At 71.3% G+C, this 25,054-nt stretch carries 25 protein-coding genes; 14 read left to right on the forward strand and 11 right to left on the reverse strand.

Translation table 11 applies throughout. The features are described from left to right. Nucleotides 1-4: 4 nt before the first annotated feature. From EAS64_RS13640 to EAS64_RS13650, 3 genes are all read left to right on the forward strand, one after another. On the forward strand, nucleotides 5-619 hold the full coding sequence (locus EAS64_RS13640) for a cyclodeaminase/cyclohydrolase family protein (protein ID WP_145853262.1): 615 nt from the start codon (nucleotides 5-7) through the stop codon (nucleotides 617-619). Next, a complete protein-coding gene (locus tag EAS64_RS13645; protein ID WP_187365900.1) occupies nucleotides 616-1,467 on the forward strand; it encodes a bifunctional 5,10-methylenetetrahydrofolate dehydrogenase/5,10-methenyltetrahydrofolate cyclohydrolase in 852 nt (283 codons plus the stop codon). Before EAS64_RS13640 ends, EAS64_RS13645 begins: the two co-directional genes overlap by 4 nt. A 228-nt stretch (nucleotides 1,468-1,695) precedes the next feature. Then, nucleotides 1,696-2,646: an SDR family NAD(P)-dependent oxidoreductase gene (locus EAS64_RS13650; RefSeq protein ID WP_145853263.1), complete on the forward strand. Its 951-nt coding sequence runs from the start codon at nucleotides 1,696-1,698 to the stop codon at nucleotides 2,644-2,646. Here the strand turns inward: EAS64_RS13650 and EAS64_RS13655 are convergent. The 3 genes from EAS64_RS13655 to EAS64_RS13665 are packed head-to-tail and all read right to left on the reverse strand — an operon-like array spanning nucleotide 2,643 to nucleotide 3,803. Next, on the reverse strand, nucleotides 2,643-2,882 hold the full coding sequence (locus EAS64_RS13655) for a hypothetical protein (RefSeq protein WP_145853264.1): 240 nt from the start codon (nucleotides 2,880-2,882) through the stop codon (nucleotides 2,643-2,645). The genes EAS64_RS13650 and EAS64_RS13655 overlap by 4 nt on opposite strands. Beyond that, nucleotides 2,879-3,241, reverse strand: a complete 363-nt coding sequence (locus EAS64_RS13660) for a hypothetical protein (RefSeq protein ID WP_222849283.1) — start codon at nucleotides 3,239-3,241, stop codon at nucleotides 2,879-2,881. Before EAS64_RS13660 ends, EAS64_RS13655 begins: the two co-directional genes overlap by 4 nt. A gap of 34 nt (nucleotides 3,242-3,275) precedes the next feature. After that, entirely contained in the window at nucleotides 3,276-3,803 is a 528-nt protein-coding gene (locus tag EAS64_RS13665; protein ID WP_222849284.1) for a MarR family winged helix-turn-helix transcriptional regulator, read from the reverse strand. Nucleotides 3,804-3,859: 56 nt separating this feature from the next. On the opposite strand from EAS64_RS13665, the gene EAS64_RS13670 reads away from it, so the two are divergent. From EAS64_RS13670 to EAS64_RS13680, 3 genes are all read left to right on the forward strand, one after another. Further along, nucleotides 3,860-5,152 carry an MFS transporter gene (locus tag EAS64_RS13670; protein ID WP_145853265.1) on the forward strand — a complete coding sequence of 431 codons (1,293 nt, stop codon included), beginning with the start codon at nucleotides 3,860-3,862 and terminating at the stop codon, nucleotides 5,150-5,152. A gap of 136 nt (nucleotides 5,153-5,288) precedes the next feature. Next, nucleotides 5,289-6,866, forward strand: coding sequence for an aldehyde dehydrogenase family protein (locus EAS64_RS13675; RefSeq protein ID WP_145853266.1), 1,578 nt, complete (start codon nucleotides 5,289-5,291; stop codon nucleotides 6,864-6,866). Then, nucleotides 6,863-8,209 (forward strand): aminotransferase class III-fold pyridoxal phosphate-dependent enzyme, encoded by a 1,347-nt coding sequence (locus tag EAS64_RS13680; protein WP_187365901.1) that lies wholly within the window; start codon nucleotides 6,863-6,865, stop codon nucleotides 8,207-8,209. The genes EAS64_RS13675 and EAS64_RS13680 overlap by 4 nt, the downstream gene beginning before the upstream one ends. Nucleotides 8,210-8,293: 84 nt before the next feature. Here EAS64_RS13680 and EAS64_RS13685 read toward each other — a convergent pair whose 3' ends face one another. The 3 genes from EAS64_RS13685 to EAS64_RS13695 form a co-directional block, all read right to left on the reverse strand. Continuing rightward, nucleotides 8,294-8,845: a methyltransferase family protein gene (locus EAS64_RS13685; protein WP_145853267.1), complete on the reverse strand. Its 552-nt coding sequence runs from the start codon at nucleotides 8,843-8,845 to the stop codon at nucleotides 8,294-8,296. 93 nt (nucleotides 8,846-8,938) lie between these two features. Further along, nucleotides 8,939-10,318, reverse strand: a complete 1,380-nt coding sequence (locus tag EAS64_RS13690) for an NAD-dependent succinate-semialdehyde dehydrogenase (RefSeq protein WP_145853268.1) — start codon at nucleotides 10,316-10,318, stop codon at nucleotides 8,939-8,941. A 105-nt stretch (nucleotides 10,319-10,423) separates the two neighbouring features. After that, a complete protein-coding gene (locus EAS64_RS13695; protein WP_145853269.1) occupies nucleotides 10,424-10,885 on the reverse strand; it encodes a hypothetical protein in 462 nt (153 codons plus the stop codon). A gap of 166 nt (nucleotides 10,886-11,051) precedes the next feature. Here EAS64_RS13695 and EAS64_RS13700 point away from each other — a divergent pair, with 166 nt between their 5' ends. From EAS64_RS13700 to katG, 3 genes are all read left to right on the forward strand, one after another. After that, nucleotides 11,052-11,672, forward strand: coding sequence for an HD domain-containing protein (locus EAS64_RS13700; protein ID WP_145853270.1), 621 nt, complete (start codon nucleotides 11,052-11,054; stop codon nucleotides 11,670-11,672). Nucleotides 11,673-11,800: 128 nt separating this feature from the next. After that, on the forward strand, nucleotides 11,801-12,235 hold the full coding sequence (locus EAS64_RS13705; RefSeq protein ID WP_145853271.1) for a Fur family transcriptional regulator: 435 nt from the start codon (nucleotides 11,801-11,803) through the stop codon (nucleotides 12,233-12,235). Between the two features lie 33 nt (nucleotides 12,236-12,268). Beyond that, nucleotides 12,269-14,518 carry a catalase/peroxidase HPI gene (gene katG / locus EAS64_RS13710; RefSeq protein WP_145853272.1) on the forward strand — a complete coding sequence of 750 codons (2,250 nt, stop codon included), beginning with the start codon at nucleotides 12,269-12,271 and terminating at the stop codon, nucleotides 14,516-14,518. A 127-nt stretch (nucleotides 14,519-14,645) separates the two neighbouring features. Here katG and EAS64_RS13715 read toward each other — a convergent pair whose 3' ends face one another. Continuing rightward, nucleotides 14,646-15,614 (reverse strand): hypothetical protein, encoded by a 969-nt coding sequence (locus tag EAS64_RS13715; protein ID WP_145853273.1) that lies wholly within the window; start codon nucleotides 15,612-15,614, stop codon nucleotides 14,646-14,648. Nucleotides 15,615-15,747: 133 nt separating this feature from the next. Then, nucleotides 15,748-15,984 (reverse strand): hypothetical protein, encoded by a 237-nt coding sequence (locus EAS64_RS13720; RefSeq protein ID WP_145853274.1) that lies wholly within the window; start codon nucleotides 15,982-15,984, stop codon nucleotides 15,748-15,750. 116 nt (nucleotides 15,985-16,100) lie between these two features. On the opposite strand from EAS64_RS13720, the gene EAS64_RS13725 reads away from it, so the two are divergent. Beyond that, nucleotides 16,101-16,871 (forward strand): hypothetical protein, encoded by a 771-nt coding sequence (locus tag EAS64_RS13725; RefSeq protein ID WP_145853275.1) that lies wholly within the window; start codon nucleotides 16,101-16,103, stop codon nucleotides 16,869-16,871. Nucleotides 16,872-17,038: 167 nt separating this feature from the next. Here EAS64_RS13725 and EAS64_RS13730 read toward each other — a convergent pair whose 3' ends face one another. Both EAS64_RS13730 and EAS64_RS13735 read right to left on the reverse strand, forming a co-directional pair. Then, nucleotides 17,039-17,278 (reverse strand): hypothetical protein, encoded by a 240-nt coding sequence (locus EAS64_RS13730; protein WP_145853276.1) that lies wholly within the window; start codon nucleotides 17,276-17,278, stop codon nucleotides 17,039-17,041. 132 nt (nucleotides 17,279-17,410) lie between these two features. Beyond that, nucleotides 17,411-17,977 (reverse strand): SACE_7040 family transcriptional regulator, encoded by a 567-nt coding sequence (locus EAS64_RS13735; RefSeq protein WP_246115690.1) that lies wholly within the window; start codon nucleotides 17,975-17,977, stop codon nucleotides 17,411-17,413. Nucleotides 17,978-18,163: 186 nt separating this feature from the next. Here EAS64_RS13735 and EAS64_RS13740 point away from each other — a divergent pair, with 186 nt between their 5' ends. From EAS64_RS13740 to EAS64_RS13755, 4 genes are read left to right on the forward strand one after another with little or no spacing between them, the layout of a single operon-like run. Beyond that, nucleotides 18,164-19,819: a carboxyl transferase domain-containing protein gene (locus tag EAS64_RS13740; protein WP_145853579.1), complete on the forward strand. Its 1,656-nt coding sequence runs from the start codon at nucleotides 18,164-18,166 to the stop codon at nucleotides 19,817-19,819. 29 nt (nucleotides 19,820-19,848) lie between these two features. Further along, a complete protein-coding gene (locus EAS64_RS13745; RefSeq protein WP_145853278.1) occupies nucleotides 19,849-22,038 on the forward strand; it encodes an ATP-binding protein in 2,190 nt (729 codons plus the stop codon). 39 nt (nucleotides 22,039-22,077) lie between these two features. Next, nucleotides 22,078-23,238, forward strand: a complete 1,161-nt coding sequence (locus tag EAS64_RS13750) for an acyl-CoA dehydrogenase family protein (RefSeq protein WP_145853279.1) — start codon at nucleotides 22,078-22,080, stop codon at nucleotides 23,236-23,238. 8 nt (nucleotides 23,239-23,246) lie between these two features. After that, nucleotides 23,247-23,933, forward strand: a complete 687-nt coding sequence (locus tag EAS64_RS13755) for an RraA family protein (protein WP_145853280.1) — start codon at nucleotides 23,247-23,249, stop codon at nucleotides 23,931-23,933. Here EAS64_RS13755 and EAS64_RS13760 read toward each other — a convergent pair. Continuing rightward, nucleotides 23,878-24,834 (reverse strand): LysR family transcriptional regulator, encoded by a 957-nt coding sequence (locus EAS64_RS13760; RefSeq protein WP_145853281.1) that lies wholly within the window; start codon nucleotides 24,832-24,834, stop codon nucleotides 23,878-23,880. The genes EAS64_RS13755 and EAS64_RS13760 overlap by 56 nt on opposite strands. Nucleotides 24,835-25,054 lie beyond the last annotated feature (220 nt).

A 25,054-nucleotide genomic window follows, 5' to 3' on the forward strand; every position in this document is an offset into this window, starting at 1 on the left:
GGTCATGCGTGACGAGACCATCGGGAGTTTCCTCACCCGCCTCGCTGCCCGCAGCGCGGCACCAGGCGGCGGCGCGACCGGGGCGCTGCACGCGGCCCAGGCCGCCGCCCTTCTCGCGATGGTCGCCCGGTTCAGCGACGGGCCCCGCTACGACGCCGAGACGGTTGGCCGGGTCCGGGCCGCGGCCGACGGACTCGCCGACGAGGCGGTCGGCATCGCCGTGGCAGACCAGGCCGCGTTCGAGGTCGTGATCTCCGCCTACGGACTGCCCAAGGACACCGAGGAAGAGAAGGCCGCGCGGTCCGCCGCGATCGCCGACGCACTCGGCGGCGCCGCCCGGCCGCCGGCCGATCTGATGGCCGCGTCGGTACGCCTTGTCGGTCTCGCCGAGGAACTGTTTCCCGTCGCCAACAAGAACGTGACCACCGACATCGCCGCCGCGGCCGCGGCGATCAGCGCCGCCGCGGTCACCGCTCAGCTCAACATCGAGGCGAACCTGGGCGGCGTCAAGGACGATGCGCTGCGTGCGGAACTGTGGGCGACGGCGGCGCTCGCCGACGGCGTGACCGACCGGGCCGGGCGCGTGATCGAGGCCGTACGCGAGGAGATATCCAAGTGACGGCGGAGCCCGAAGGGTTTCGTGAGCTGAGCGGGCGTGAGCTCGCCAAGGAGGTTCGCGCTGCGGTGGCCGCACGGGCTGCCGAGCTGACGAAGAATGGCCGCCAGCCGCGCCTCGCCGTGGTTACGGCCAACGACGATGGCGGCAGCGCCGCCTATATCCGGTCGATCTCGGCGGCGGCGGCGCGCGAGGGAATCGCCTGCGACGTGGCGCGGACGACCACGGCGACGGGGATTACGGCGACCCTCACGTCGCTTGCTGACGACCCTGAGGTGCACGGGATCATCCTGCAAACGCCGCTGCCCGAGGGGGCGAGCCTGGCCGCCCTGGCGACGCTGATCCCGGTGCAGAAGGACGTGGACGGCGCCAGCCCCGAGTCGATCGGCCGCCTGGTGGCGGGCCTGCCAGCATTCGCTCCCGCTACGGCGGAGGCGGTGCTGGCGCTGCTCGACCACTACGGGGTCGAACTGCGGGGCCGGCACGCGGTGGTGGTCGGCCGTTCTGTCGTGGTGGGCAAGCCCGCCGCGCACTTGCTGCTCGACCGGCACGCGACCGTCACGATCTGCCATTCGCGGACGCCCGACCTCGCGGCCATCACCCGGCAGGCCGACATCCTCGTCGCGGCGGCCGGCCGGGCCGGGCTGATCGGTCCCTGGCATGTCTCCCCCGGGACGACGGTCATCGACGTGGGCACGAACGCGACCCCCGAGGGCGGGCTGGCCGGCGACGTGGACCCCGCGGTGACCGGCGTCGCGGCCGCCCTGACCCCGGTGCCCGGCGGCGTCGGCCCGGTCACGACAGCGCTGCTGCTGCGGCACGTGGTGGAGGCCGCCGCGATCGCCGGCTGAGCCGCGCCACGGCGTTCCGCCGGGTCGTCTCAATGCAATCTCCGCGACGGGTGACGCGGGAAAGTTGGTGAATCCCCCAGCCGCACGGTGCATCTTCTGTCCCGCCGGCCGATTGCCACGCCGTGCGCGGCAGCCAATAATCGGCAGCGTCCGGCTGTCCGCGCCCGCTCTTCGCCTGGGTGACTGCGGCCGTTCCCCGACGATTACCGCGAGAGGTGGAGATAGGCGTTGGACGTCTCACTGGAGGGCAAGGTCGCGCTCGTTACCGGCGCCGGGCCGAACATCGGCAGCGGCATCGCGCTGGCACTCGCCAGGTACGGGGCGAAGGTCGCCGTCAACGATGTGTCCAAGGAGTCAATCGACGCCTCCATCGCCCGGATCGAGCGCAACGGCGGCACCGCGATGGCCGCGCCTGGCGACGTGACCGACGAGGAGACCGTCAAGGGCTACATCAACGACGTACTCGCCGCGTGGGGCAAGATCGACATCCTGGTCAACAACGCGGCGCTGCTCGGCGGCCGCGGCGTGCTCGACGAGACCGCGGAGGCGTTCCACCGCGCGGTGACCGTCTCGTCGATGGGCACCTTCCTGAACACCAAGTACGTCGGCCGGTCGATGGCCGAGCGCGGTGTCCGGGGTTCGATCGTCTGCATCTCCTCGTCCAACGGTTGGAACGGCAGCGCGGGCGTGTGCGCGTACGCGTTCCACAAGGGCGGCGTGAACAACTTCGTCCGTGCCGCCGCGATGGACCTGGCCCCCTACGGCATCCGGGTCAACAGCTTCACCCCCACCGCGCCGAACCCGGACAACCCCGAACTGCTCGCCCAGTGGAAGGCGGAGGGGCGCACCCCGTTCGGCCTGCGGCCCGGCGCGACCGGCGGCCTCGGCGCCCCCGAGGGCACCAACGAAGAGTGGCGGAGGCCGGCCCGGTTCGACGGCCCGCGCAACCCGATGGTCCCGATGGGCACCACCGGCACGCCGACCGACATCGGTCACGCCGTCGCCTGGCTCTGCTCGGACTACGCGCGGCTGATCACCGGCATCGACCTGGTGGTCGACGGCGGCTCCCGGGCGAAGAACTTCGCCTACGTGCCCGCCGCCCCCGACCAGCTGGCGGGCCCGCTGCCGCTGATCACGCTGGACAGCACTCCGATGCCCGAGGGCTTCGGCCCGTTCTAGTCGCCGCCGGGAGGACGCCGCGCAGCGATTCGAAGTCCGGCACGTTGTTCGTCACGATGACCCGGCACCTCGAGCAGCGCCGTCTCGAAGATCTCCAGGTCGGACAGGGCACGCAGCAGAACGTCGGCGGCGACGGCGCGGCAGTCGGTTCCCCGGGCGGCGAGGTCGTCGGCGATGGCCGACGAGAACATCTCGTCGAGCAGCAGCGCGTCGGGCTTGCCGCCCGTCCCGGTCACCGGCCCAGCAGTTCCTGCTGCCGCTGCCACGCGGCCTGTGCCTGGGCGGCCTCGGCGGCCGCCCGGTCGAGAAAGGCGTCCACCTCTTCGGGAAAGTCGCCCCAGTAGGCCAGGGCGGCGCGCAGGAACGGCATCGGCACCCCGGACGTCTCGGTGACGGCGACGAGGGCGTCGTCGCCAGTCACCGCGGGATCCGCGGCCCGCACGGAACGGATAGCGCCGATGATCTCCCAGACGTCAGGGCCGCCGACCACCCGGGCGCGCCGCCCGGCGGGACCGTCCTTGAACGTGATCAGCGGATGCTCGTGCATGCGCAGCGCCTCGTCCACGAGCCGGTTGCTCGCGCTGGACAGGGTCATCTCGCGGTGCGTGGCGACGTAGGCGGTCAGCCGCTCACCCGCGGGCGGCGGGCCAGGTGCCGTCGGCGGCCAGCTTCTCCGTGATGCGGTCGTGGAAGGACTTGCGGGCGAGCAGCGCGGCCATGTCGGCGGCCACACGGGTCAGCGGGTAGGGAAGCTCATCCTCGATCTCCGCGACCACGGCCTCGGTCACCCGCCACTCGGCGGCGAGCAGCGGGGCGACCCGCTCGGCCTTGGGCGTGAGCGTCACCCTCTTGCTGCGCCCGTCGTGGCCGGGCTCGGTGTCCAGCCAGCCGGCGGCGCGCATCGCCGCGACCTTCTGGCTCAGCGCCGAATGGGTCCGGTCCACCGAGCGGGCCAGCTCCGCGATCGTCATCGGGCCGCGGACGTGCAGCCGGATGATCTCCAGTACCCAGTTCGGCTTGAGGTCGGCCATGCCGTTCTCGGCGTAGACGCGCGCGATCTCGTCATCCATGCCGGACAGCAGCCGGTGGACCGGCCGCCATACGCTCCGCTCGGTCGGGTCGTCGGCCAGGTCAGCGGGCCTCGGCTCCTCGTTCATGGGTGTCATCATAATTGAAATGACAGCACTTATATAAGCACTGTTACAATTAGGCCATGCGCCTGCTTACCGATGTCACGCCGCTGCGCGAGATCCCGGCCTTCCGGCGGCTCTGGCTTGGGACCATGCTGTCGCGGACCGGGTCAGCGATGACCACGTTCGCGATCACGCTGCAGGCGTACAACCTGACCCGGTCGACGGCCGCCGTCGGCGGCATCGGCCTGGCCACGTTCCTGCCGCTGCTGCTGATCACGCTGCCCGGCGGGACGTTCGCCGACCGGGTGGACCGGCGGAAACTGGTCCTCGCGATCACCTGCTGCCAGCTGACGCTGTCCGCCGCGCTGTTCGCGCTGACCGCGGCGGGCGCGGCTTCGCTGTGGGCGCTGTACGCGGTGGTCGCGGTGAGCGCCGGGCTGAGCGCGGTCAGCGCCCCCGCCCAGCAGACGTTCATCCCCCGGCTGGTGCCGCGCTCGCAACTGGCTGCCGCGATGGCACTGCAGCGGATCGTCTTCCAGGTCGTGCTGATCACCGGGCCGGCCCTGGCCGGCGTGGTCGCCGCGACGGCTGGCCTGCGCGGCTGCTACCTGGCGGACGTCGCCTCCTTCGCCGGCGCGCTGTGGGGCGTGAGCGGCCTGCCCGTGATGCCACCCGTCAGGGAGTCCACCGGGCCGGCCACGGAACCCGCGGCGGGCGAGAGCGATGCCGCCGTCACGGGGAAGCGCATGCCGTCCGGTCTCGCGCAGACGCTGGCAGGCCTGGCGTTCATCAGGCGGACGCCGGCGCTGTGCGGGGCGTTCCTCGCCGACGTGAACGCCACGTTCTTCGCGCTGCCCGTGTCGCTGTTCCCGGCGATCAACGCCGAGCGGTTCGGCGGCAATCCGCGCACGCTCGGCCTGTTCGCGACGGCGATCGGCGTCGGCGGCCTGGTCAGCGCGGTGTTCGCGGGGCCACTGCGGCACACCGCGCGGCACGGCCTGGTCATGCTGGCCTGCGTCGCCGTGTGGGGCGGCGCCTTCGCGCTGTTCGCGGTCGCGCCGACGCTGTGGCTGACGCTGCTCGCCCTGGCCCTGGCCGGGCTCGCAGACACCTTCACCGTGGTCATCAGGGGCATGATCGTGCAGCAGTCGACCCCCGACGAGTTCCGCGGCCGGGTGAACGCGGCGGACTTCCTCGTCGGCGCCGGCGGCAGCGAGCTCGGCTCGCTCGAGGCGGGCGTGGTCGGGTCGCTCACCACCCCGGTGATCAGTGCGCTCAGCGGCGGCCTGCTCGCCGTCGCCGGCGCCGTCGCGATCGGCGCCGCGCTCCCCCAGTTCCGCCGCTACCGCGCGACCACCGTGGTCAAAGCGTGACTTGATGGAGTCAGCCGGAACCCGTTCGGGATAATTGTGGAGAGGGAGCGGGGCCAGGCGTCACGCTTCCGCCTGGGGAAGCAACCACGCGGTGATTCTTCCGGAAACTGACCCTCTCACAGTAGGATTTGCAGCTATGTCGACCCATTTTCGCGTAACCTACGCCACGTTGTCGGCCGACAACGAGCAGCTGCACACCGCCTACGAGGACGGGCTGCGGCTGGCCACCAGCTGGCTCGGCGCGACCATCCACGGGTACGTCAGCGGCAAGCCGCGCACCGGCGGGCCCCTCTTCCCCGTAACAAGCCCGGGCGACGTGTCCCTCCTGCTGTGCCAGGCGCACGCCGCCACCCAGACGGACGTCGAGGACGCCGTCGCCGCGGCGGCCTCCGCGGCGGGACGCTGGGCGCGGACGCCGTGGCGGGACCGGATCGCGGTGCTGCGCGCCGCGGCCGACCTGATCAGCGAGCGGTCCAACGAGCTCGCCGCGCTGATGAGCCTCGAGGTCGGCAAGAACCGGCTCGAGGCGCTCGGCGACGTCGAGGAGGCCGCCGACCTGATCAGGTACTACTGCCAGCAGGTCGAGGACCACGACGGCTTCGTCGCGCCGATGGGGTCGCTGACACCCGCGGAGAAGAACGTCAGCGTGCTGCGCCCGCACGGGGTGTGGGCGGTGATCAGCCCGTTCAACTTCCCGATGGCGCTCGCCGCGGGTCCGGCCGGCGCGGCGCTCGCGGCGGGGAACACCGTGCTGCTCAAGCCGTCGCCGCAGGGGTCGTTCACCGCGTTCAAGCTGTACGAGTGCTTCCGCGACGCCGGGCTCGACGCCGACGTGCTGCACCTGCTGCCCGGCGGTGACGAGACCGGGGCGGCGCTCGTGGCGCACCCGGGGGTGAACGGGCTGACGTTCACCGGGTCCTACACGACCGGAATGTCGATTTACCGGCAGTTCGCGGCCGACTACCCCAAGCCGGTTATCTGCGAGATGGGCGGGAAGAACCCGGCGATCGTCTCCGCGCTGGCCGATCTCGACGTCGCGGCGGCCGGGGTCGCGCGGTCCGCGTTCGGGCTGTCCGGGCAGAAGTGCTCGGCCTGCTCGCGGGTGTACGTGCAGCGCCCGGTGTTCGAGGCGTTCACGGCCAAGCTCGCCGAGCGGGCCGGGTCGCTGACGGTCGGCGAGCCGACCTCGCGCGACGCATACCTCGGGCCGGTGATCAACGCCGAGTCGGTCAGCAGGTTCGAGCGGGCGGTCGAGCACGCGCGGACGCACGGCGAGGTGGTGGCCGGGGGTTCGGTGCTTCGCGGCCCTGCTGTCAACACCGGCGCGCTGCCAGACGGGTACTACCTCGCGCCGACCGTGGTGACCGGGCTCGCGGCCGACGACTGGATCTTCCGCGACGAGCTGTTCGTGCCGCTGGTCGCGGTCGCGCCGTACGACACCCTCGATGAGGCCCTGGGACTTGCGAACGCCACCGATCTCGGGCTGACCGCCGGCTTCTTCTCCGCCGACGCCGGCGAGATCGAGAAGTTCCTCGATGAGATCCAGGCCGGCGTCGTGTACGTCAACCGGGCCGCGGGCGCGACCACGGGGGCGTGGCCCGGCGTGCAGCCGTTCGGCGGCTGGAAGGGCTCGGGCAGCGGCGGCAAGGCCGGCGGTGGTCTCTACTACGTGCAGCAATACATGCGTGAGCAGTCAAGGACGGTGGTGTCGTGAGCGGTTCCGCTCCCTCTTGGCTCGACCCGGCGCGGCCGGTGCCCGACGTGCGGACCGAACTGCCCGGCCCGGCCGGGCGGGCGATCATCGACGCCGACGCCGCGGTCACCAGCGGGTCGCTGCCGCGTGCCTATCCGCTGGTGCCGCGCCGCGCATACGGCTCGGTGGTGGAGGACGCCGACGGGAACCTGTTCCTCGACTGCAATGCCGGGATCGCGGTGACCTCAACCGGGCACTGCCACCCGGCGGTCGTCGCCGCCGTCACCGCGCAGGCGACGGAGCTGCTGCACTATTCGGCCAGCGACTTCTACCTGCCGATCTACTCGCGGATGTGCTCCGCGCTGGCGGCGACCGCGCCGATCGACGGGCCGGTCCGCGCCTTCCTCACCAACTCGGGCGCCGAGGCGGTCGAGGGCGCGATGAAGCTGGCCAGGTACGCGACCGGGCGGCCGTACGTGATCAGCTTCTTCGGCGCGTTCCACGGGCGCACCTACGGCGCGATGACGCTCACCGCGTCCAAGGCCAAGTACCACAAGGGGTTCGGACCGCTGGTCCCCGGCGTGCTGCACGCGCCTTACGCGTTCAACCGGGTCGACCCCGACACCGGCGCGCGGTCGCACGACGAGGAGGAGACGTTCGACTACCTGGAGAACACGCTCTTCCGCTACCAGGTGCCGCCGTCGGAGGTGGCGGCGATCTTCGTCGAGCCGGTGCAGGGCGAGGGCGGGTACATCGTGCCGCACGCCGCCTGGCTGGCCCGGCTGCGGTCGCTGTGCGACAAGTACGGCATCCTGCTCGTCGCCGACGAGGTCCAGTCGGGCATGGGCCGCACCGGGCGGATGTGGGCCATCGAGTACTCAGGCGTGCGGCCCGACATCCTGATCAGCGCGAAGGGCATCGCCTCCGGGCTGCCGCTCGGCGCGTTCATGGCGCGGGCGCCGCTGATGGAGAAGTGGGGCGCCGGCGCCCACGGCTCCACCTACGGCGGCTCACCCGTGCCGTGCGCGGCGGGCCTCGCCACGCTTTCCGTAATCGAGTCCGAGGGACTGCTGGCCAACGCCACGGAACAGGGCGAGTTCCTGATGTCCGGACTGCGGGAGATCTGGGCGGAGCACCCGAAGACGGTCACCGACGTGCGCGGCGTCGGGCTGATGATCGGCGTGGAGTTCCGTTCCGCGGAACTGGCGGAACGCGTGCAGCTGCGGGCATTCGAGCGCGGGCTGCTCGTCCTGGAATGCGGCGAGAGCACGATCCGGGTCTCGCCGCCGCTGGTGTTCACCCGTGAGCAGGCCACCACGGCGCTGCGCATCTTCGCCGAGGTGGTCAACTCGGCCGGCACCTGACGCTTGCCGAAGCACGCCGCGGCCCCGGTGATCTCGAGATCACCGGGGCCGCCTGCGTTAGCTGGTCCTAGCGGCGGAAGCTGGTCAGACGAGGAAGGGGATGAGCATCTTCGTTCTGGCCTTGTAGGGCGGGAAGGTGTTGGGGAAGCGCTCGGCGAGGAAGCGCTCCTCGCTGCGGGCGCTGTAGGCGAAGTAGGCGAACATGACGGCGGCGGCGAACAGGCCGTACAGCGACGTGGCCAGCGCGGTGCCGATTACCCCGAGGATGATGCCGGTATAGATCGGGTGCCTGATGAGCCGGTACGGGCCGGTGGTGACCAGGTCGGGGTCTTCCCGCTTGGTCATCGGCATACCCCAGTTCCTGCCGATGTAGATCCTGGCCCAGACCGCGAGGGCGAGCCCGGCGGCCCAGACGGCGAGGCCGATGCCGCCGAGCAGCGGGCTGGCGATCGCGCGGTGCCCGCTGCCGATGTTGACGCGGACCAGGACGAAGATCACGATGACGAGGCCGACCCGGAGCCCGCCGCCCAAGCCTCCCCAGCCGCCCTGACTGGACTTGGCGGTGAACGCGGCGATCAGCCAGCCGACCCAGAAGACGATCCAGCCGATGCCGATGATGGCGAGGATGGTTCGCATAGCGGCCTCCTCCACGAAGCTTAACAAGCCAAACGGTCCCGGGCAGGCCGCGCTCGCGGCCTGCCCGGGACCGTCGGTCGCCGGCTGTGCGGGTTACTTCTGCACGTAGAACAGGCGCTTGTTGACGAACTCGTCAATGCCGAGCGGGCCGAGCTCGCGGCCGAAGCCGGAGCGCTTGGTGCCGCCGAACGGCAGGTCCGCGCCCTCACCCGCCGGGGTGTTGACGTTGGCCATGCCAACTTCGAGCTGCTCGGCGACCCGGGTGGCCCGGTCCTCGTCGGCGGACCAGACCGCGCCGCCGAGGCCGAAGTCGACCACGTTGGCGAGGTTGACCGCTTCGTCGTCGCTGCTGACCTTGTAGACGACGGCGACCGGGCCGAACAGCTCCTCCTTGTAGGCGCGCATGTCGGGGGTCACGCCGGTGAGCACGGCCGGAGCGAAGTAGGCGCCGTTGCCGCCGCCGAGGGTGCCGCCGACGTGCAGCGTCGCGCCCTTGGACACGGCGTCCTGCACCTGGGCGAGCAGGTTCTCCGCCGCCTTGCGCGACACCATCGGGCTGTAGGTGTCGTCGGAGTCGTCGCCCGCCGGGCGCGGCGTCATGGAGGCGGCCCGCTTGACCAGGGCGGCCACGAAGTCGTCGTAGACACTGTCCATGACGATCATCCGCTTGTTGGAGTTGCAGGCCTGGCCCACGTTCTCCATCCGGGTGCCCCAGGCGGTCTCCGCCGCGTCCTCCACGTCCGGGGTGTCCAGGATGATGTACGGGTCGGACCCGCCGAGCTCAAGCACGACCTTCTTCAGGTTGCGGCCCGCCTGCGCGGCGACCACGGTGCCCGCCCGCTCGGAGCCGGTCAGCGACACGCCGCGCAGCCGCGGGTCGGCGATCATGTCGGCGACCTGCTCGTGGGTGGCGAAGATGTTCGTGTAGACACCCTCGGGCACGCCCGCGTCCTTCATGATCTGCGCGATCGCGAGGGCCGAGGTGGGGCAGTTCTCCGCGTGCTTGACGATGACCGTGTTGCCGACGACCAGGGCGGGCGCGGCGAAACGGGCGACCTGGTAGTACGGGTAGTTCCACGGCATCACGCCGAGGACCGCGCCGACCGGCAGGTACTCCACGCGCGCCGCGTCGTGGCCGGGCAGCGGGCGGTCGGCGAGCAGCGCCGGGCCGTTGTCGGCGTAGTAGTCGAAGATGGCGGTGCAGAACTCGGCCTCACCCTGGGCCTGGGCGGGCCGCTTGCCCATCTCCTTGGTGATCAGCGCGGCCAGGTCGGCGGCGCGCTCGGTGAACAGTTCGGCGACCCGCTTGACAATCGCGGCACGCTCGGCGACCGGACGCCGCTTCCACGCGGCGAACGCCTCGGTCGCGGCGCTGAGCGCCTGCTCAACCTCGGCATCCGTAGCGTAGGGGAACGTCTCGGTCACCTCGCCCGTCGCGGGGTCGGTCACCTGATACGGCGGGGTCTGCGTCATTGCCTTGCTCCCGGTGTTGCTGCGATAAGGACTTCGGTGAGACAAACTTACGGGAGGCAATGCGCGCCGGCGACCGCCGGCCCAGGGCCTAGCTGGACGGAGCCGTTAGTTGCCGGCCGCGCAGGAGGCGTCGAGCATCCTCGCGGCGGATATGCTCGCGCCGCCGGGGGCGGTGACGATGCCGAGGTCGGTGCTGATGTGCATGTAGGTCGGGTCGACCTTGAGCGCGCTGTTGGCGTTGAAGGCGGTGAGCCAGCCATCACTGGAGAACCACAGCTGCAGTTGCAGCGTGTTGTCCCTCCGCACCCGGGTGACGTACTCGCCGCGCAGCAGAGCCCACTGCTCGCAGACCTGCAGCGCCCGCATGCCGTCCCAGGACTGGGGGAACGTGGCCAGCTTCATGTCGCCGAGCACCGGCACGGGCGTCGGGGTCACGGTGGGGGTGGCCGGCGCGGGCTGGCCGTTGTCGAGCGTCGACGAAGAGCCGGTACAGGCGCTCGCCAGCACCGCCACGCAGGCGGCGACGACGCCATTGACCGCGAGGACCCGCAGCTTCCTTGCCCTCATGGGCTGCTCACTTTCTCGAACGCCCGACACCGCCCCGGGCATGGCTGATGAGCGATGCGCCCGGGTGTGAACCCTGAGTATGCCAGTTTCACGGGTGACGCGATGGGCTCCCGGCGGAGATGGTCAGCGGCGGTCGACCGCGAGCCGCCCGCTAGGCTCGGCTGCTATGCGGATTCCGGACGACGAGGAGATATTTGCGCTGCACGTGCGGCACGCGCCGACAGCGGAGGCGCTGGCGGTCGTCTTCACGCACAGCGAGATCGTGCGGCGGATCGCCCTGCGGCTGCTTGACGGGCTCGGCGCCTCTGCTGTGGGCATCGAGGGGGGCGGTTTCGACGCCGGGCTGGTGCGCGCCGGGTGCCTGCTGCACGACGTCGGCGTGTACCGGCTGTACGACGCCGCGGGGCAGCTAGGCCACGCCGGGTACATCAGGCACGGCGTCCTCGGCCACGAACTGCTCGCGGAGGCCGGGTATCCCGAGGCGCTGTGCCGGTTCGCCTCCCGGCACACCGGAGTCGGCATCACCCGGGCTGACGTGCTGCGGCAGGAGCTGCCGCTGCCGCCGGACGACTACGTGGCGCAGACGGCGGAGGAGGCGCTTGTCATGTACGCGGACAAGTTCCACACCAAGTCGACGCCGCCCTCCTTCCTCACCGCGGCCACGTACGCCGCCGAGGTCGCGCGGTTCGGCCCGGACAAGCCGGCCGCCTTCGCGCGGCTGCGTGAGCGGTTCGGCGAGCCGGACCTGGCGGCGCTCAGCGCCGCCTACGGACACGGGGTGCGGTAAGGGCGAAGCCACCAACCGTTCGGGATAACGCGATGCGACACCGGCGGATACGGAGAGTTTTTCATCTGCCTTAGATTGAGACATTCGTTAACTTGAACCCTTCGTCTTTATGGGAGTAGGTTGGGCCCATGACCGCGTCTCACGCTGCGAACGCCGCCGACGAGTTGCGTGGCGTCGGCCTGCGGGTGACGGCCGTGCGGGTCGCGCTGCTCGAAACCGTCAGGCACGGCGATCATCTCGGCGTCGAGGCGGTCGCCGCCGGGGTGCGCGAGCGGGTGGGCCACGTGTCCCTGCAGGCCGTGTACGAGGCGCTGCACGCGCTGACCGCGGCGGGGCTGGTGCGCCGGATCGAGCCCGCGGGCGGCTCACCGCGGTTCGAGGGACGGGTCGGAGACAACCACCACCATCTCGTGTGCCGGTCGTGCGGCGCCGTCGCGGACGTCGACTGCGCGGTCGGTGAGGCACCGTGCCTGACTCCATCGGATGACCGTGGCTTCACGCTCAGTGAGGCCGAGGTGATCTACTGGGGTTTGTGCGCTGACTGTTCCGCTCGCAGTACGTGAGCACCGTGAATCGACTAGTGCGGAGGGATTCTCATGGCTGAGAACCATGATCCAATCATTGCTGACGGCGAAGGCCCGGAGGTCGCGGAGCAGACCGGGGGGGCGAGCGCGGAGGGCGGCTGCCCGGTCGTGCACGGCCGCGTCCACCCGACTCAGGGTGACGCGAACAGTCAGTGGTGGCCGAACCGGCTCAACTTGCGGATTCTGGCCAAGAACCCGGTGGCGACCGACCCCTACCACGGGGAGTTCGACTACGCGGCGGCCTTCAAGACCCTTGACCTGGCGGCCGTTAAGGCCGACATCGCCGCGGTGCTGACCGACTCCAAGCCCTGGTGGCCCGCCGACTTCGGCAGCTACGCCGGCCTGTTCGTCCGGATGGCGTGGCACGCCGCGGGCACCTACCGGGTGAGCGACGGCCGTGGCGGCGCCGGCAGCGGCCAGCAGCGCTTCGCGCCGCTGAACAGCTGGCCGGACAACGTCAGCCTGGACAAGGCCCGCCGGCTGCTGTGGCCGGTGAAGAAGAAGTACGGCAAGAAGCTCTCCTGGGCCGACCTCATCGTGCTGGCCGGCAACGTCGCGATGGAGGCGGGCGGCTTCCAGACGTTCGGCTTCGGCGGCGGCCGGGTTGACGTCTACGAGCCTGACGCGGACGTCTACTGGGGCTCGGAGACCGAGTGGCTCGGCGACGAGCGCTACAGCGGCGACCGCGAGCTCGCCGACCCGTTCGGCGCGGTGCAGATGGGCCTCATCTACGTCAACCCGGAGGGCCCGAACGGCAACCCGGACATCATCGCGGCGGGCCGCGACATCCGCGAGACGTTCGGCCGGATGGCGATGAACGACGAGGAGACCGTCGCGCTGATCGCCGGCGGGCACACGTTCGGCAAGACCCACGGCGCGGGCCCGGCGGAGAGCGTCGGCGCCGACCCGGAGGCCGCGCCGATCGAGCAGCAGGGCTTCGGCTGGAAGTCGAGCTACGGCACCGGCGTCGGTGCGGACGCGATCACCAGCGGGATCGAGGTCACCTGGACCTACCACCCGACCCGGTGGGACAACGAGTTCTTCCACATCCTGTTCGGCTACGAGTGGGAGCTGTTCAAGTCCCCGGCGGGCGCCAACCAGTGGCGGCCGAAGGACGGTGGCGGCGCAGGCCTGGTGCCCGACGCGTTCGGCGACGGCAAGCGCGAGCCGCGGATGCTCACCACCGACCTGGCGCTGCGCTACGACCCGATCTACGAGCCGATCTCCCGGCGGTTCAAGGACGACCAGGCCGCGTTCTCCGACGCGTACGCCCGCGCCTGGTTCAAGCTGACGCACCGCGACATGGGCCCGGTGGCCCGCTACCTCGGCCCCGAGGTGCCGTCCGAGGTGCTGATCTGGCAGGACCCGGTGCCGGCCGTCGACCACCCGCTGGTTGAGGCCGACGACGTCGCAGGCCTCAAGCGCGAGATCCTCGCTTCCGGCCTCACCGTGTCCCAGCTGGTGTCCACCGCGTGGGCGTCCGCCTCGACGTTCCGCGGCAGCGACAAGCGCGGCGGCGCCAACGGCGCCCGGCTCCGCCTGCAGCCGCAGAGCGGGTGGGAGGTCAACAACCCGGACCAGCTCGCGTCCGTGCTGCGGACTCTGGAGGGCATCCAGACCTCGTTCAACGGGTCTGCGGCTGACGGTAAGAAGGTGTCACTCGCCGACCTGATCGTCATCGCGGGCAACGCCGCGGTCGAGAAGGCCGCCGCGGACGCCGGCGTCACCGTGACCGTGCCGTTCACGCCCGGCCGCACCGACGCGACCGCGGACCAGACCGACGTGGAGTCGTTCGCGCACCTCGAGCCGAAGGCGGACGGGTTCCGCAACTACGTCAGCAAGGGCCAGCGTCTCCCAGCCGAGTACCTGCTGGTGGACAAGGCGAACCTGCTCACGCTGTCCGCGCCGGAGATGACCGTCCTCGTCGGCGGGCTGCGCGTGCTCGGCGCGAACTACGACGGGTCCAAGCTGGGTGTCTTCACCGAGACGCCCGGCGCGCTGACCAACGACTTCTTCGTCAACCTGCTCGACTACGACACGACCTGGACGCCAGTCTCCGAGGACGCGACCACGTTCGAGGGCAGGGTTGGCGGCGAGGTCAAGTGGACTGGCAGCCGGGTCGACCTGATCTTCGGGTCGAACTCCGAGCTGCGGGCCGTGGCCGAGGTCTTCGCGGACGACGACGCGAAGGAGCACTTCGTCAACGACTTCGTGGCGGCGTGGGCCAAGGTGGCGAACGCGGACCGGTTCGATCTGGCCTGACGGTCCTTCCTTCCCTTCCTGGACGCCCAGGCCGGCCCGCGAGGGCTGGCCTGGGCGTTCCCGTGTCCCGCCGCGTCCGCGCTGGTCTCGCTCACGATCATCCCGAACGGGTGCGTGGCTACACCAGTCAGATCCCAGCCTCCCGGCTGGCTGCAGACGGGATTACCAGGGCGCGGCCGGCTTCGTTCGCCAGCCGGACGGCGTCGTCCGCCTCGGCGGCCACGGCACGCAGCTCGTCGCCGGAGTGCCCGGTCACGGTCAGCGCGTTGCCCGTCTCGCCCAGGCGGATGAGCAGTTCCTCGTAGTCGGGGTTGAGGTCGGCGAGCTCGGCGATGGCCCGCTTCCGCCTGCGCGCCGCGTCGGCTTTGGCCGCGAGCGCGGCGAACTCCTCGAGGCGGCCGATCCGCTGCTCGACGTCCGCGACCGCGAGGTCGTGCACCCGCCGCTGCGGGCCGAGGACGGCCTGGATGTCGGAGTCGTTCGTGTCCACGCCTTGCAGGATCGCCGGCAGCCGCCGTTCCGTTGCCGACATCAGCGCGAGGCGTTCCACGATGTCCCACAGGTGGTAAGGCAGGACGGCGGCTATCTCCACCGTGTCGATGAGCCCGAGGCGGACGGCCTCCGCCGCCTGGATCGACTTGGCTGCGTCACGGGCGCGCCGCCAGCGGGCTAGCCCGGCGTCGTGCAGGTCGAGCTCGGGGACGACGTAGCGGCGGTGATAGGCAAGCGCGGGGTCCGGTTCACCCCGCCGGCGGCGCAGCGACTGCTGCCCTGGCTCATCATGGTCGTGGAAGCCGATCAGCGCTGCGACGACGGCGACCGGCAGCCAGATGAACATCGCCATGAGCACCAGGCCGGGCTGCCTGGCAATCAGGCCGATACAGCACAGCAGCACGGCGAGCACCAGGCTGCCGCCCGCGGTGAATCGCGCGGCCGCCCTGGTCTGCGTGCTGGCGTCCTGCTTGGCGACCTGGTTGCCAGGCACGCCCGGCTGCGGCACCGGGTCGGCGAAGGCGATCAGAGCGGTCATCGGCGCCTGCTCAAGCTCCCGCCGCGCCGGACCTGGGACGTCCGGGTCGGTCACTATCTCAGGCACACCTGCTCCCGTCGGGCGGCGCGGGGCTACGGTCCTTGCGCGAGCGGACTGCTCCGCATGAGGGCATTCTGCACCGGCCTGCCGCCCGCCGGGAAGGGGAAACGGGCGGCGCCTCGCGGATCAGCGTGGCGGATCAGCGTGGCGCCTCGGCGGGTGTCTCGCGACCGTGCTCGTAGCGGCGGATGAGTTTCATCCCGCTCTCGGCCATCGTCAGGACAATCTGCGGCGGGCCGGCGTAACTCCGGTACCGCGCCTCCTCGAGCGCGTCGGTCAGGCCCTTGAGCGTGTACGGGTAGAGCTTGTCCACATTGCCCGATTCCCCGCCGGCGCTCTCGTCCCTGACGACGTACGCTCCCCCGGCTCGTGCCATGACGGCCCCTCCCCCGAAGTCCTGCCGTCCCACGATTAAGTTAGCAACTGCGCAGGTCAGGGACTTCATCGACCGGCTAGGCGCGGCGCGGACGTTTCGTCCCTTATGGTGCCCTTGTGAACGTGACCCGGTGGCGCTCCCTCACCGTCCAAGGGATCTGCGCGGCGCTCCTGCTCGCCGGCTGCGGCGCCATTGTGGTGCGCAGCATCTCCTCCTCTTCTTCCGCGCCGTCCGGGCCGCACACGGTGAGCCTGCCGATGACGCAGCTGCCCGGTCCCGGTGTTTCCGCTGGCTCCGGCGGGGCGACGCTGCAGGTCCGCACCGGGACACCGAAGCTGACGATCGGCATGGCGAACCTCGGGCTCACCGGGTCACTGGTAGAGGTCAGCACGCCGGGCGGCAGCCCGGCGGCACAGTTGCAGGTGACGGGCGGCGCCGGCCCCGGAGGCAGCGCGCTTGTCTCCGTGTCGGCGAAGGACGCGGCCTCGGTCACGGTCACGCTGAACACCGCCGTCGGCTGGCGGCTCGAGCTGGCGAGCGGCACCAAACAGACCATCGCCGACCTGCGCCATGGCCGGGTGGCCAGCGTCGCCATCACGGCAGGGTCCGACCTGCTCGACCTCCTGATGCCCGCGCCGCGCGGCAGCGTGCCAATCCGGCTCGCGGCCGGCGCCAGCCGGTTCCTGCTCAGCGTGCCGCACGGCAGCGCGGTCCGGGTCACCGCCGCCAAGGGCGCAGGTCAGGTATCACTCGAGGGTGCCAAGCACGTCGCGGTGCCCGACGGCTCGGTGTTCACCACGCCCGGCTGGGCGGCGGGAACAGCGGGGTTCGACATCGACGCGACCGCCGGCGCCGCGCGGCTCACCGTCACGGCCCGGGCTGGTTAGCGGTAATCGCCTCCGCCGCGCACGCGACCATCGGACCAGACAGCCACGGTACTCACAATGCCCTCTGTGTTGCGCTTCCATGCGGGAGCGCCCGGGGACTCCATCGAACGCTTCCGCTCCCGTGTTCACCCCAGGCAGCTTGACCAGACTGGCGAGAGGCCGGGTTCTCAGGACACCGGGCTCCGGTTGGCGAATGCCTCTGCCGCCTGGACGCCGGCTCGCGCTCCGGCGCGCCACCAGACGAGCCGGGGCAGCGCCTCATCCACCCCGCGGGAGGCGACGCACGGGGGAAGCAGCGACCCGAACAGGCAGGAGCCGGAGGCGGAGCAGAACAGGAGCGCACGCAGCAGTGACCGGACGAGCAGCCGCACCCGGCTCTCCGTGTACTGCGCGTCCCGAGCATCCATCGCCGCTCCTCGGAGAGGCATTGAAATAGGCATTTCAATGTCATCTTTGAGACTTCAGGACATGCTGAGTGGCGGCACACAGACGGTCAATAGCACAGAATCAGGCCGGAATACGGGCGCCGACCCGCGCGGTTAGACGCTTCCCGCCGCGCTGGGCGGCGGCGCCGACGCGGCGGCGAGAGCGGCGCGGGCCATGGCGTGCAGCAGGGCGGCCACGTCCTCGCGCGGCAGTTCGCTCGCGCTGTGCGGGGTGGAGTTGAGCAGGCCGAAGATGGCGTGCATGGCGGTGCGCAGCCGGGTCGGCGAGGCGAGCGGGCTGAGCTCGCTCGTCACGGTGACCCATTCCTCGACGTACAGCCGCTGCAGCCGGCGGATCTTCCGCCTGGCTGGTTCCGGCACGTTGGCCAGCTCACGTTCCTGCACGGTGATCAGGTCCGGCTGGCTGAGTGCGAAGCTGACGTGCCAGTCGAGCAGGGCGTCAAGGGCGGCCCCGGCATCCGCGGCCGCCTCCGCGCGGCGGCTGCCCTCGGCGAGCAGCCGCTCGCTGATGCCGACGAGCATCTCCGCGAGTACCGCGTCCTTGCCGGGGAAATGCCGGTAGATGCCGGGACCCGACATGCCGGCGGCGGCGCCGATGTCGTCGATCGTGACACCGTGGAAGCCGCGGCGCGCGAACAGCGCGGCCGCCGCGGCGAGGATCTCCTCGCGGCGCGCACCACGGGGCCCGCGCCCGCGCCCGGCGCGCGGTGCCTCGCGGGCCTGCGGGGCGCCGGGGCGGAGGGCTGACTCACTGCTCGTGTCCACCCCCTCATAGTAGACGCGGAAGTTAGTGTGCGTTAACCTAAAACCCGGGGATGGAGGCAGATTACGCAAATGGCCACTAACATGTCCGATGCCGTCACGCAGGCTGCGCCCACGCCTGCCTGGGCCGATGCGCCAGTGCTGCACAGCAAGGCCGACTCGGCGAGCGATGCGTTCACGGCGAACGCGACCGAGCACCGCGCCCTGGCGGCCGAGCTGTGCGAGCGGCTCGCCGCCGCGCGCCTCGGCGGGCCAGAGCGGGCCAGGCAGCGGCACGCCGAGCGCGGCAAGCTGCTGCCGCGCGACCGGGTGGACACGCTGCTCGACCCTGGCTCGCCGTTCCTCGAGCTGAGCCCGCTCGCCGCCGACGGGATGTACGACGGGGACGCGCCCGCCGCGGGCATCATCACCGGCGTGGGCCGGGTAGCCGGCCGCGAATGCGTGATCGTCGCCAACGACGCCACCGTCAAGGGCGGCACCTACTACCCGGTCACGGTCAAGAAGCACCTGCGTGCCCAAGAGGTCGCGCTGCACAACAACCTGCCGTGCGTGTACCTGGTCGACTCGGGCGGCGCCTTCCTGCCCCGCCAGGACCAGGTGTTCCCCGACCGCGAGCATTTCGGCCGGATCTTCTACAACCAGGCCACCATGTCGGCGCGCGGCATCCCGCAGATCGCCGCGGTGCTCGGGTCCTGCACCGCCGGCGGCGCGTACGTGCCCGCGATGAGCGACCAGGCCGTGATCGTCAGGAACCAGGGCACCATCTTCCTCGGCGGTCCGCCGCTGGTGAAGGCGGCGACCGGCGAGGTGGTCAGCGCCGAGGACCTGGGCGGCGGCGACCTGCACTCGCGGGTGTCCGGGGTGACCGACCACCTCGCCGAGGACGACGTGGACGCGCTGCGCATCGTGCGGTCGATCGTGGCGACCCTGCCGCCGCGAATCGAGCGGCCATGGGACGTGACCGCGTCCGAGGAACCGCGTCACGACCCCGCGGAACTGTACGGCGTGGTGCCCGCCGACCTGCGCACCCCGTACGACGTCCGCGAGGTCATCACCCGGGTGGTCGACGGGTCGCGGTTCAGCGAGTTCAAGGCGGAGTACGGGCCGACGCTGGTCACCGGGTTCGCCAGGATCTACGGGCACACCGTGGGCATCATCGCCAACAATGGCATCCTGTTCAGCGAGTCGGCGATGAAGGGCGCGCACTTCATTGAGCTGTGCGACCAGCGGCGGATCCCGCTGGTGTTCCTGCAGAACATCACCGGGTTCATGGTCGGCCGCCAGTACGAGGCCGGCGGCATCGCCAAGCACGGGGCGAAGATGGTCACCGCCGTCGCCTGCGCCCGGGTGCCCAAGTTCACCGTGGTGATCGGCGGGTCGTTCGGCGCGGGGAACTACGCCATGTGCGGCCGGGCGTACTCGCCGCGGTTCCTGTGGATGTGGCCGAACGCGCGGATCTCGGTGATGGGCGGCGACCAGGCGTCAAGCGTGCTCGCCACGGTGCGGCGCGACCAGTTCGACGCGCGCGGCGAGGACTGGTCCGCCGCCGACGAAGAGGCGTTCAAGCAGCCGATCCGCGCGCAGTACGAGGAACAGGGCAACCCCTACTATTCGACGGCCCGGCTATGGGACGACGGCATCATCGACCCGGCGGACACCCGCCGGGTGCTCGGCCTGTCCCTGTCCGCCGCGGCCAACGCGCCGCTCGCGCCGCCTGGCTTCGGCGTCTTCCGGATGTGAGGCGCCGACACATGAGGCAGGGGCACAGCATGTTCAGCAAGGTACTGATCGCCAATCGCGGCGAGATCGCCGTCCGCGTCATCCGCACGCTGCGCATCCTCGGCATCGCCAGCGTCGCGGTATACAGCGACGCGGACGCCGGCGCCAGGCACGTGCTCGAGGCCGACGAGGCGGTGCGGATCGGCCCGGCCGCCGCGCTGGAGAGCTACCTGAACGTCGGCGCGCTGATCGCGGCGGCGCGGGACACCGGCGCGGAGGCGGTGCATCCCGGCTACGGGTTCCTCGCCGAGAACGCCGGCTTCGCCCGCGCGTGCGCCGAGGCGGGCCTGGTGTTCATCGGGCCGTCCGCCGAGGCGATCGACGCGATGGGCGACAAGATCGCCGCCAAAGCGACGGTCGCCGCCGCCGGGGTGCCGGTGGTGCCCGGGTCCGGCCGGCCCGGCATGTCCGACGACGAGCTCATCGGGAGCCTGAACGACAGCTGGTTCCCCGTCCTCATCAAGCCGTCTGCCGGCGGTGGCGGCAAGGGCATGCGGGTGGTGCCCACCCCGGCGGAACTGCCCGCCGCCCTCACCGCGGCGCGGCGCACCGCGGTCGCGGCGTTCGGCGACGGCACCCTGCTCGTCGAGCGGTACCTGCCGCGGCCGCGGCACATCGAGATCCAGGTGCTCGCCGACGCGCACGGCCACGTGGTGCACCTCGGCGAGCGGGAGTGCTCGCTGCAGCGACGGCACCAGAAGATCATCGAGGAGGCGCCGTCGCCGCTGCTTTCGCCCGCCCAGCGCGCGGCGATGGGCGCGTCGGCGGTGGCGGCGGCCCGTTCCGTCGGCTACGTCGGCGCCGGGACGGTGGAGTTCATCGTCGCGGGCGACGCGCCAGAAGACTTCTTCTTCATGGAGATGAACACCCGGCTGCAGGTCGAGCACCCGGTCACCGAGCTCGTCTACGGGCTTGACCTGGTGGAGTGGCAGCTGCGGGTGGCCGCGGGCGAGCCGCTGCCGTTCGGACCGCATCCGGAGTCTGCCGACGGCGACGGCGGGGCCGCGCTGCCAATGCGCGGGCACGCCGTCGAGGCGCGGGTGTACGCCGAGGACCCGGTGCGCGGCTTCCTGCCGACCGGCGGCACCGTGCTCGCGCTGCGCGAGCCCGCCGGGCCCGGGATCAGGGTAGACTCGGCGCTTGCCGAGGGCGTGACCGTGACAAGCGACTACGACCCGATGCTCGGCAAGGTGATCGCGTGGGGCGAGGACCGGGCGACCGCGCTGCGGCGGCTCGACGCGGCCCTTTCGGGCACGGTCGTGCTCGGGGTGACCACCAACGTGGCGTTCCTGCGCGGCCTGCTCGCCGACCCCGACGTGCAGGCCGGCCGGCTGGACACGGGCCTGGTCGAGCGCGTATCCGTCCCGGGCGGCGCGGGGAGTGCGGGGAGAGGAAGCGGCGCGGGGAGTGCCCGCGCCGGAAACGGCCCGGGGAGTGCTGGCGAGGCGAGCGCGGCCGATGACGCGGCGGCCGGCACAGGCATCGCGGAGGGGGATCCGGCGGCCGGCGCGACCACGCACGCGCTCGCCGCGGCCGCCCTCGCCCGGCTGCTAATCAGGGAGCCGCGCGGACCGGTGACCGATCCGTGGGACATCCCCGACGGGTGGCGGCCTGGCGACCGGGCCTGGACCAGGCTCCGGCTCTCGCACGCAGCGGGAACCGCCGACGAGGTACGGGTACGCGGCCTTGCCTCGGCCGGCGCCGAGGTCGCGGTCGGCGACGGAGAACCGGAAGGGGCCCGCGCGGAGTTCCGCGCCGCCCCTGGCGGCGGCACCGACCTGGTGATCACCGCCGCCGGGCGGACGCGCAAGTACGCCTACGCGGCCGACGGGGCGACGACCTGGCTGGGCCGCGACGGCCGCACCTGGGCGGTGCGCGAGGAGCAGGCCGCCTCGCCGCGGGCGGGCCGGGTTGCGGCGGCCGACGGCAGCGTCCGCTCCCCCATGCCAGGCACGGTCCTGGCGGTGCACGTGAGCGCCGGCGAGCGGGTTACGGCGGGGCAGCCGGTGCTGGTGGTGGAGGCGATGAAGATGGAACACACGGTCACCGCGCCCGTCGACGGGGTGATCGCCGAGCTGACCGCCAAGCCCGGTCAGCAGGTCACGATGGACGAGACGCTGGCCGTCATCGGACCGGAGTCAGCTGACATTGGACGTTTAGGTACACCGGGGTGTACCTAAACGTCCACTGTCTTCCGTGCGGAGAGGAGTTCAGGAGCGATGCTCAGTTACAAGCTTGACGAGGAGCACGAGGAACTGCGCAAGACGGTCGAGGAGTTCGCCCGCGACGCCGTGGCGCCGGTCATCGGCGACCTGTACGAGCGCGGCGAGTTCCCCTACGACATCGTCGCGCAGATGGGGCGGATGGGCCTGTTCGGGCTGCCGGTCCCCGAGGAGTACGGCGGCATGGGCGGCGACTACTTCGCGCTCTGCCTCGCCCTTGAGGAACTCGCCCGGGTCGACTCCTCGGTCGCGATCACGGTTGAGGCCGGCGTCGGGCTCGGCGTCATGCCGCTGTTCCGGTTCGGGTCCGAGGAGCAGAAGCGGCAGTGGCTGCCCGCGCTGTGCGCGGGCGAGAAGCTCAGCGCGTTCGGGCTGACCGAGCCGGGCGGCGGCACCGACGTGGCCGGCGCGATGAAGACCCGCGCGCGGCTCGAGGACGGCGAGTGGGTGATCGACGGCAGTAAGGCGTTCATCACGAACTCCGGCACGTCCATCACCGCGCTTGTCGGTGTCGCCGCGGTCACCGGGACACGGCCGGACGGCAAGCCGGAGATCTCCACGATCCTGGTGCCATCGGGCACCCCCGGCTTCACCGTCGCGCCGAAGTACTCCAAGGTGGGCTGGTCCTGCTCCGACACCCACGAGCTGTCCTTCGACAATTGCCGTGTCCCCGAGGCGAACCTGCTCGGCGAGCGGGGCCGCGGCTACGCGCAGTTCCTGCGGACCCTGGACGAGGGGCGGGTAGCCATCGCGGCGCTGTCCACCGGGCTGGCGCAGGGGTGCGTGGATGAGTCACTCGCTTACGTTCGGGACAGACGTGCCTTCGGCGGGGTGATCGGACGGTTCCAGGCGCTGCAGTTCAAGATCGCCGACATGGAGGTCCGGGCGCACAACGCGCGGCTGGCCTGGTGGCACGCGGCGGCGAAGATGGCGGCGGGCGAGCCATTCAAGAAGGAGGCGGCGATCGCGAAGCTGACCGCCTCCAACGCCGCGATGGACAACGCGCGGGACGCCACGCAGATCTTCGGCGGGTACGGATTCATGAACGAGTACGCGGTCGGGCGGTTTTACCGGGACGCGAAGATCCTCGAGGTGGGCGAGGGCACGTCGGAGGTGCAGCGGATGCTGATAGCCCGCGAACTCGGCCTCGACGCCTGAGCGAGCTCGTGAACGACCTGGTTAGCCGACTGCGGGCACTGGACACCTGCGCGGTGTCCGATGCCCTGGACAAGCACGGGCTGCCAAGCGCGGTGAGCGGACTGCGGCCGCTGGCCGCGCAACGGGCCGCGGCTGGCCGTGCCGTCACCGTGCTGCTTGGCCCACCGGCCGCGCGGCCCGCCGAGGGTGCGGACGGGCCTAAGCGGCATCTCGGCACCGCAGCCGTGGACGCCTCCGGGGCCGGTGACGTGATTGTCGTCGCCCACCAGGGCCGGACCGACTGCGCGGGCTGGGGCGGGCTGCTGTCCCGGGCCGCGGCCATCCGCGGCATCGACGGGGTGGTTGTCGACGGCGCGGCCCGCGACTTGGCGGAGGCCGCTGCGGCAGGCCTGCCGGTGTTCGCCCGTGCCGCCACCGCGGTCACCGCCAGGGGACGCGCGGCCGAGGTCTCCTGGGGGGAGCCTGTCGAACTGGCCGGGGTGCCTGTCGCGCCGGGCGACCTGGTGCTCGCCGACGCGGGCGGCGTCGTCGTCATCCCGTTCGCGCAGGCAGAAGCGGTGCTTGCCACCGCCGAGGAAATCGCCGCGGCCGAGGCGGCGATGGCGGCCGCGCTCGACGCGGGAAGGCCGGTATCCGAGGTCATGGGCGCGACCTACGAGGAGCTGACCGGTCACCGCCGCCGGGAATCGCGCTGATCCCGGCGGCCACCGTACTGGCCAGTTCCCGCAGCCAGACGTGGCCTGCGTCGTGCGTGTGCACCGGATGCCACCACAGTGCCTCCTGGACAGGGACCGCGTCGAACGGGCAGTCAAGCAGCCGGATGCCGCTGCCCGGGCCGAGCCCGAGGTGCGCGGCGAGCAGCGCGTGGATCATGGCCACCCGGCGGGTGCCCGCGACCAGGGACGGCAGTAGCTGAAAGCTGTCCGCCAGAACCTGGACGCGAGGTTCGATGCCGAGCATCGACAGCTGCTGGGTTACAGAAGCGGCGTATGTGCGCTGGTAGGCAGCCCAGGGCAGGGTCGCGAGCTGGCCGAGCGTGATGGATTCGCCGACCTCGGGATTGTCCTCGGCCACCGCACAGACCCAGCGGTCACTGAACAATTCGACCGCGGGCAGGCCGGCGATGATGCCGTGCGGCATGAGCAGGCCGTCGACGGTGGACAGCTGCCCGGCGGGATCGTCGGTGAGCGCGGCGGTCACCTGACGGAACACGATGCTGACTTGCGGCGCCTGCGCACTGATCTCGCGGGCGAGGGCGGCACCGAAGACCAGCACGGCGTAGTCGGAGGCGAGGAGTACAAACTCGCGTTCCTCGCGCGCCGGGTCGAAGCGCGGCTGGCTGCCGAAGACCCGCTCCAGCATCTCGCAGGCAACCTCAGTCCTGTCGAGCAGCACCGCGCCCAAGGCTGTGAGCTCGTATCCCGTCCCCTTCCTCGCCAGGAGCTCGTCACCGAAATGTCGGCGCAGCCGGGCAAGCGCGGCGCTCATCGCGGGCTGGCTAAGGCCGATCCGCTGCCCGGCCCGGGTCACGTTGCGCTCGACGAGCAGCGCACGCAATGCGACGACGAGGTTCATGTCGAGTCCAGCGAGGTTCACACCCCGATCGTATCCAGCCAGTGGATGATGCCTATCTCAACGATCGATCTTTAAAATTCTTGTGACTGGTCGATAGTGGTGCGACGAAGCCAGGAGGAAATGCCGTGGGCGGAAGCGCTCGGTGATGGGAAACAGCTGCTGCCTGGCGATGCGCCGCAGCCGCTGGGTGCCGGACAGCATCACGTGCTGCGGCCTGGTACTGCCTGACGGCCTGGTGCCG

This window comes from Trebonia kvetii (assembly GCF_007827045.1).
Taxonomy (GTDB): domain Bacteria; phylum Actinomycetota; class Actinomycetes; order Streptosporangiales; family Streptosporangiaceae; genus Trebonia; species Trebonia kvetii.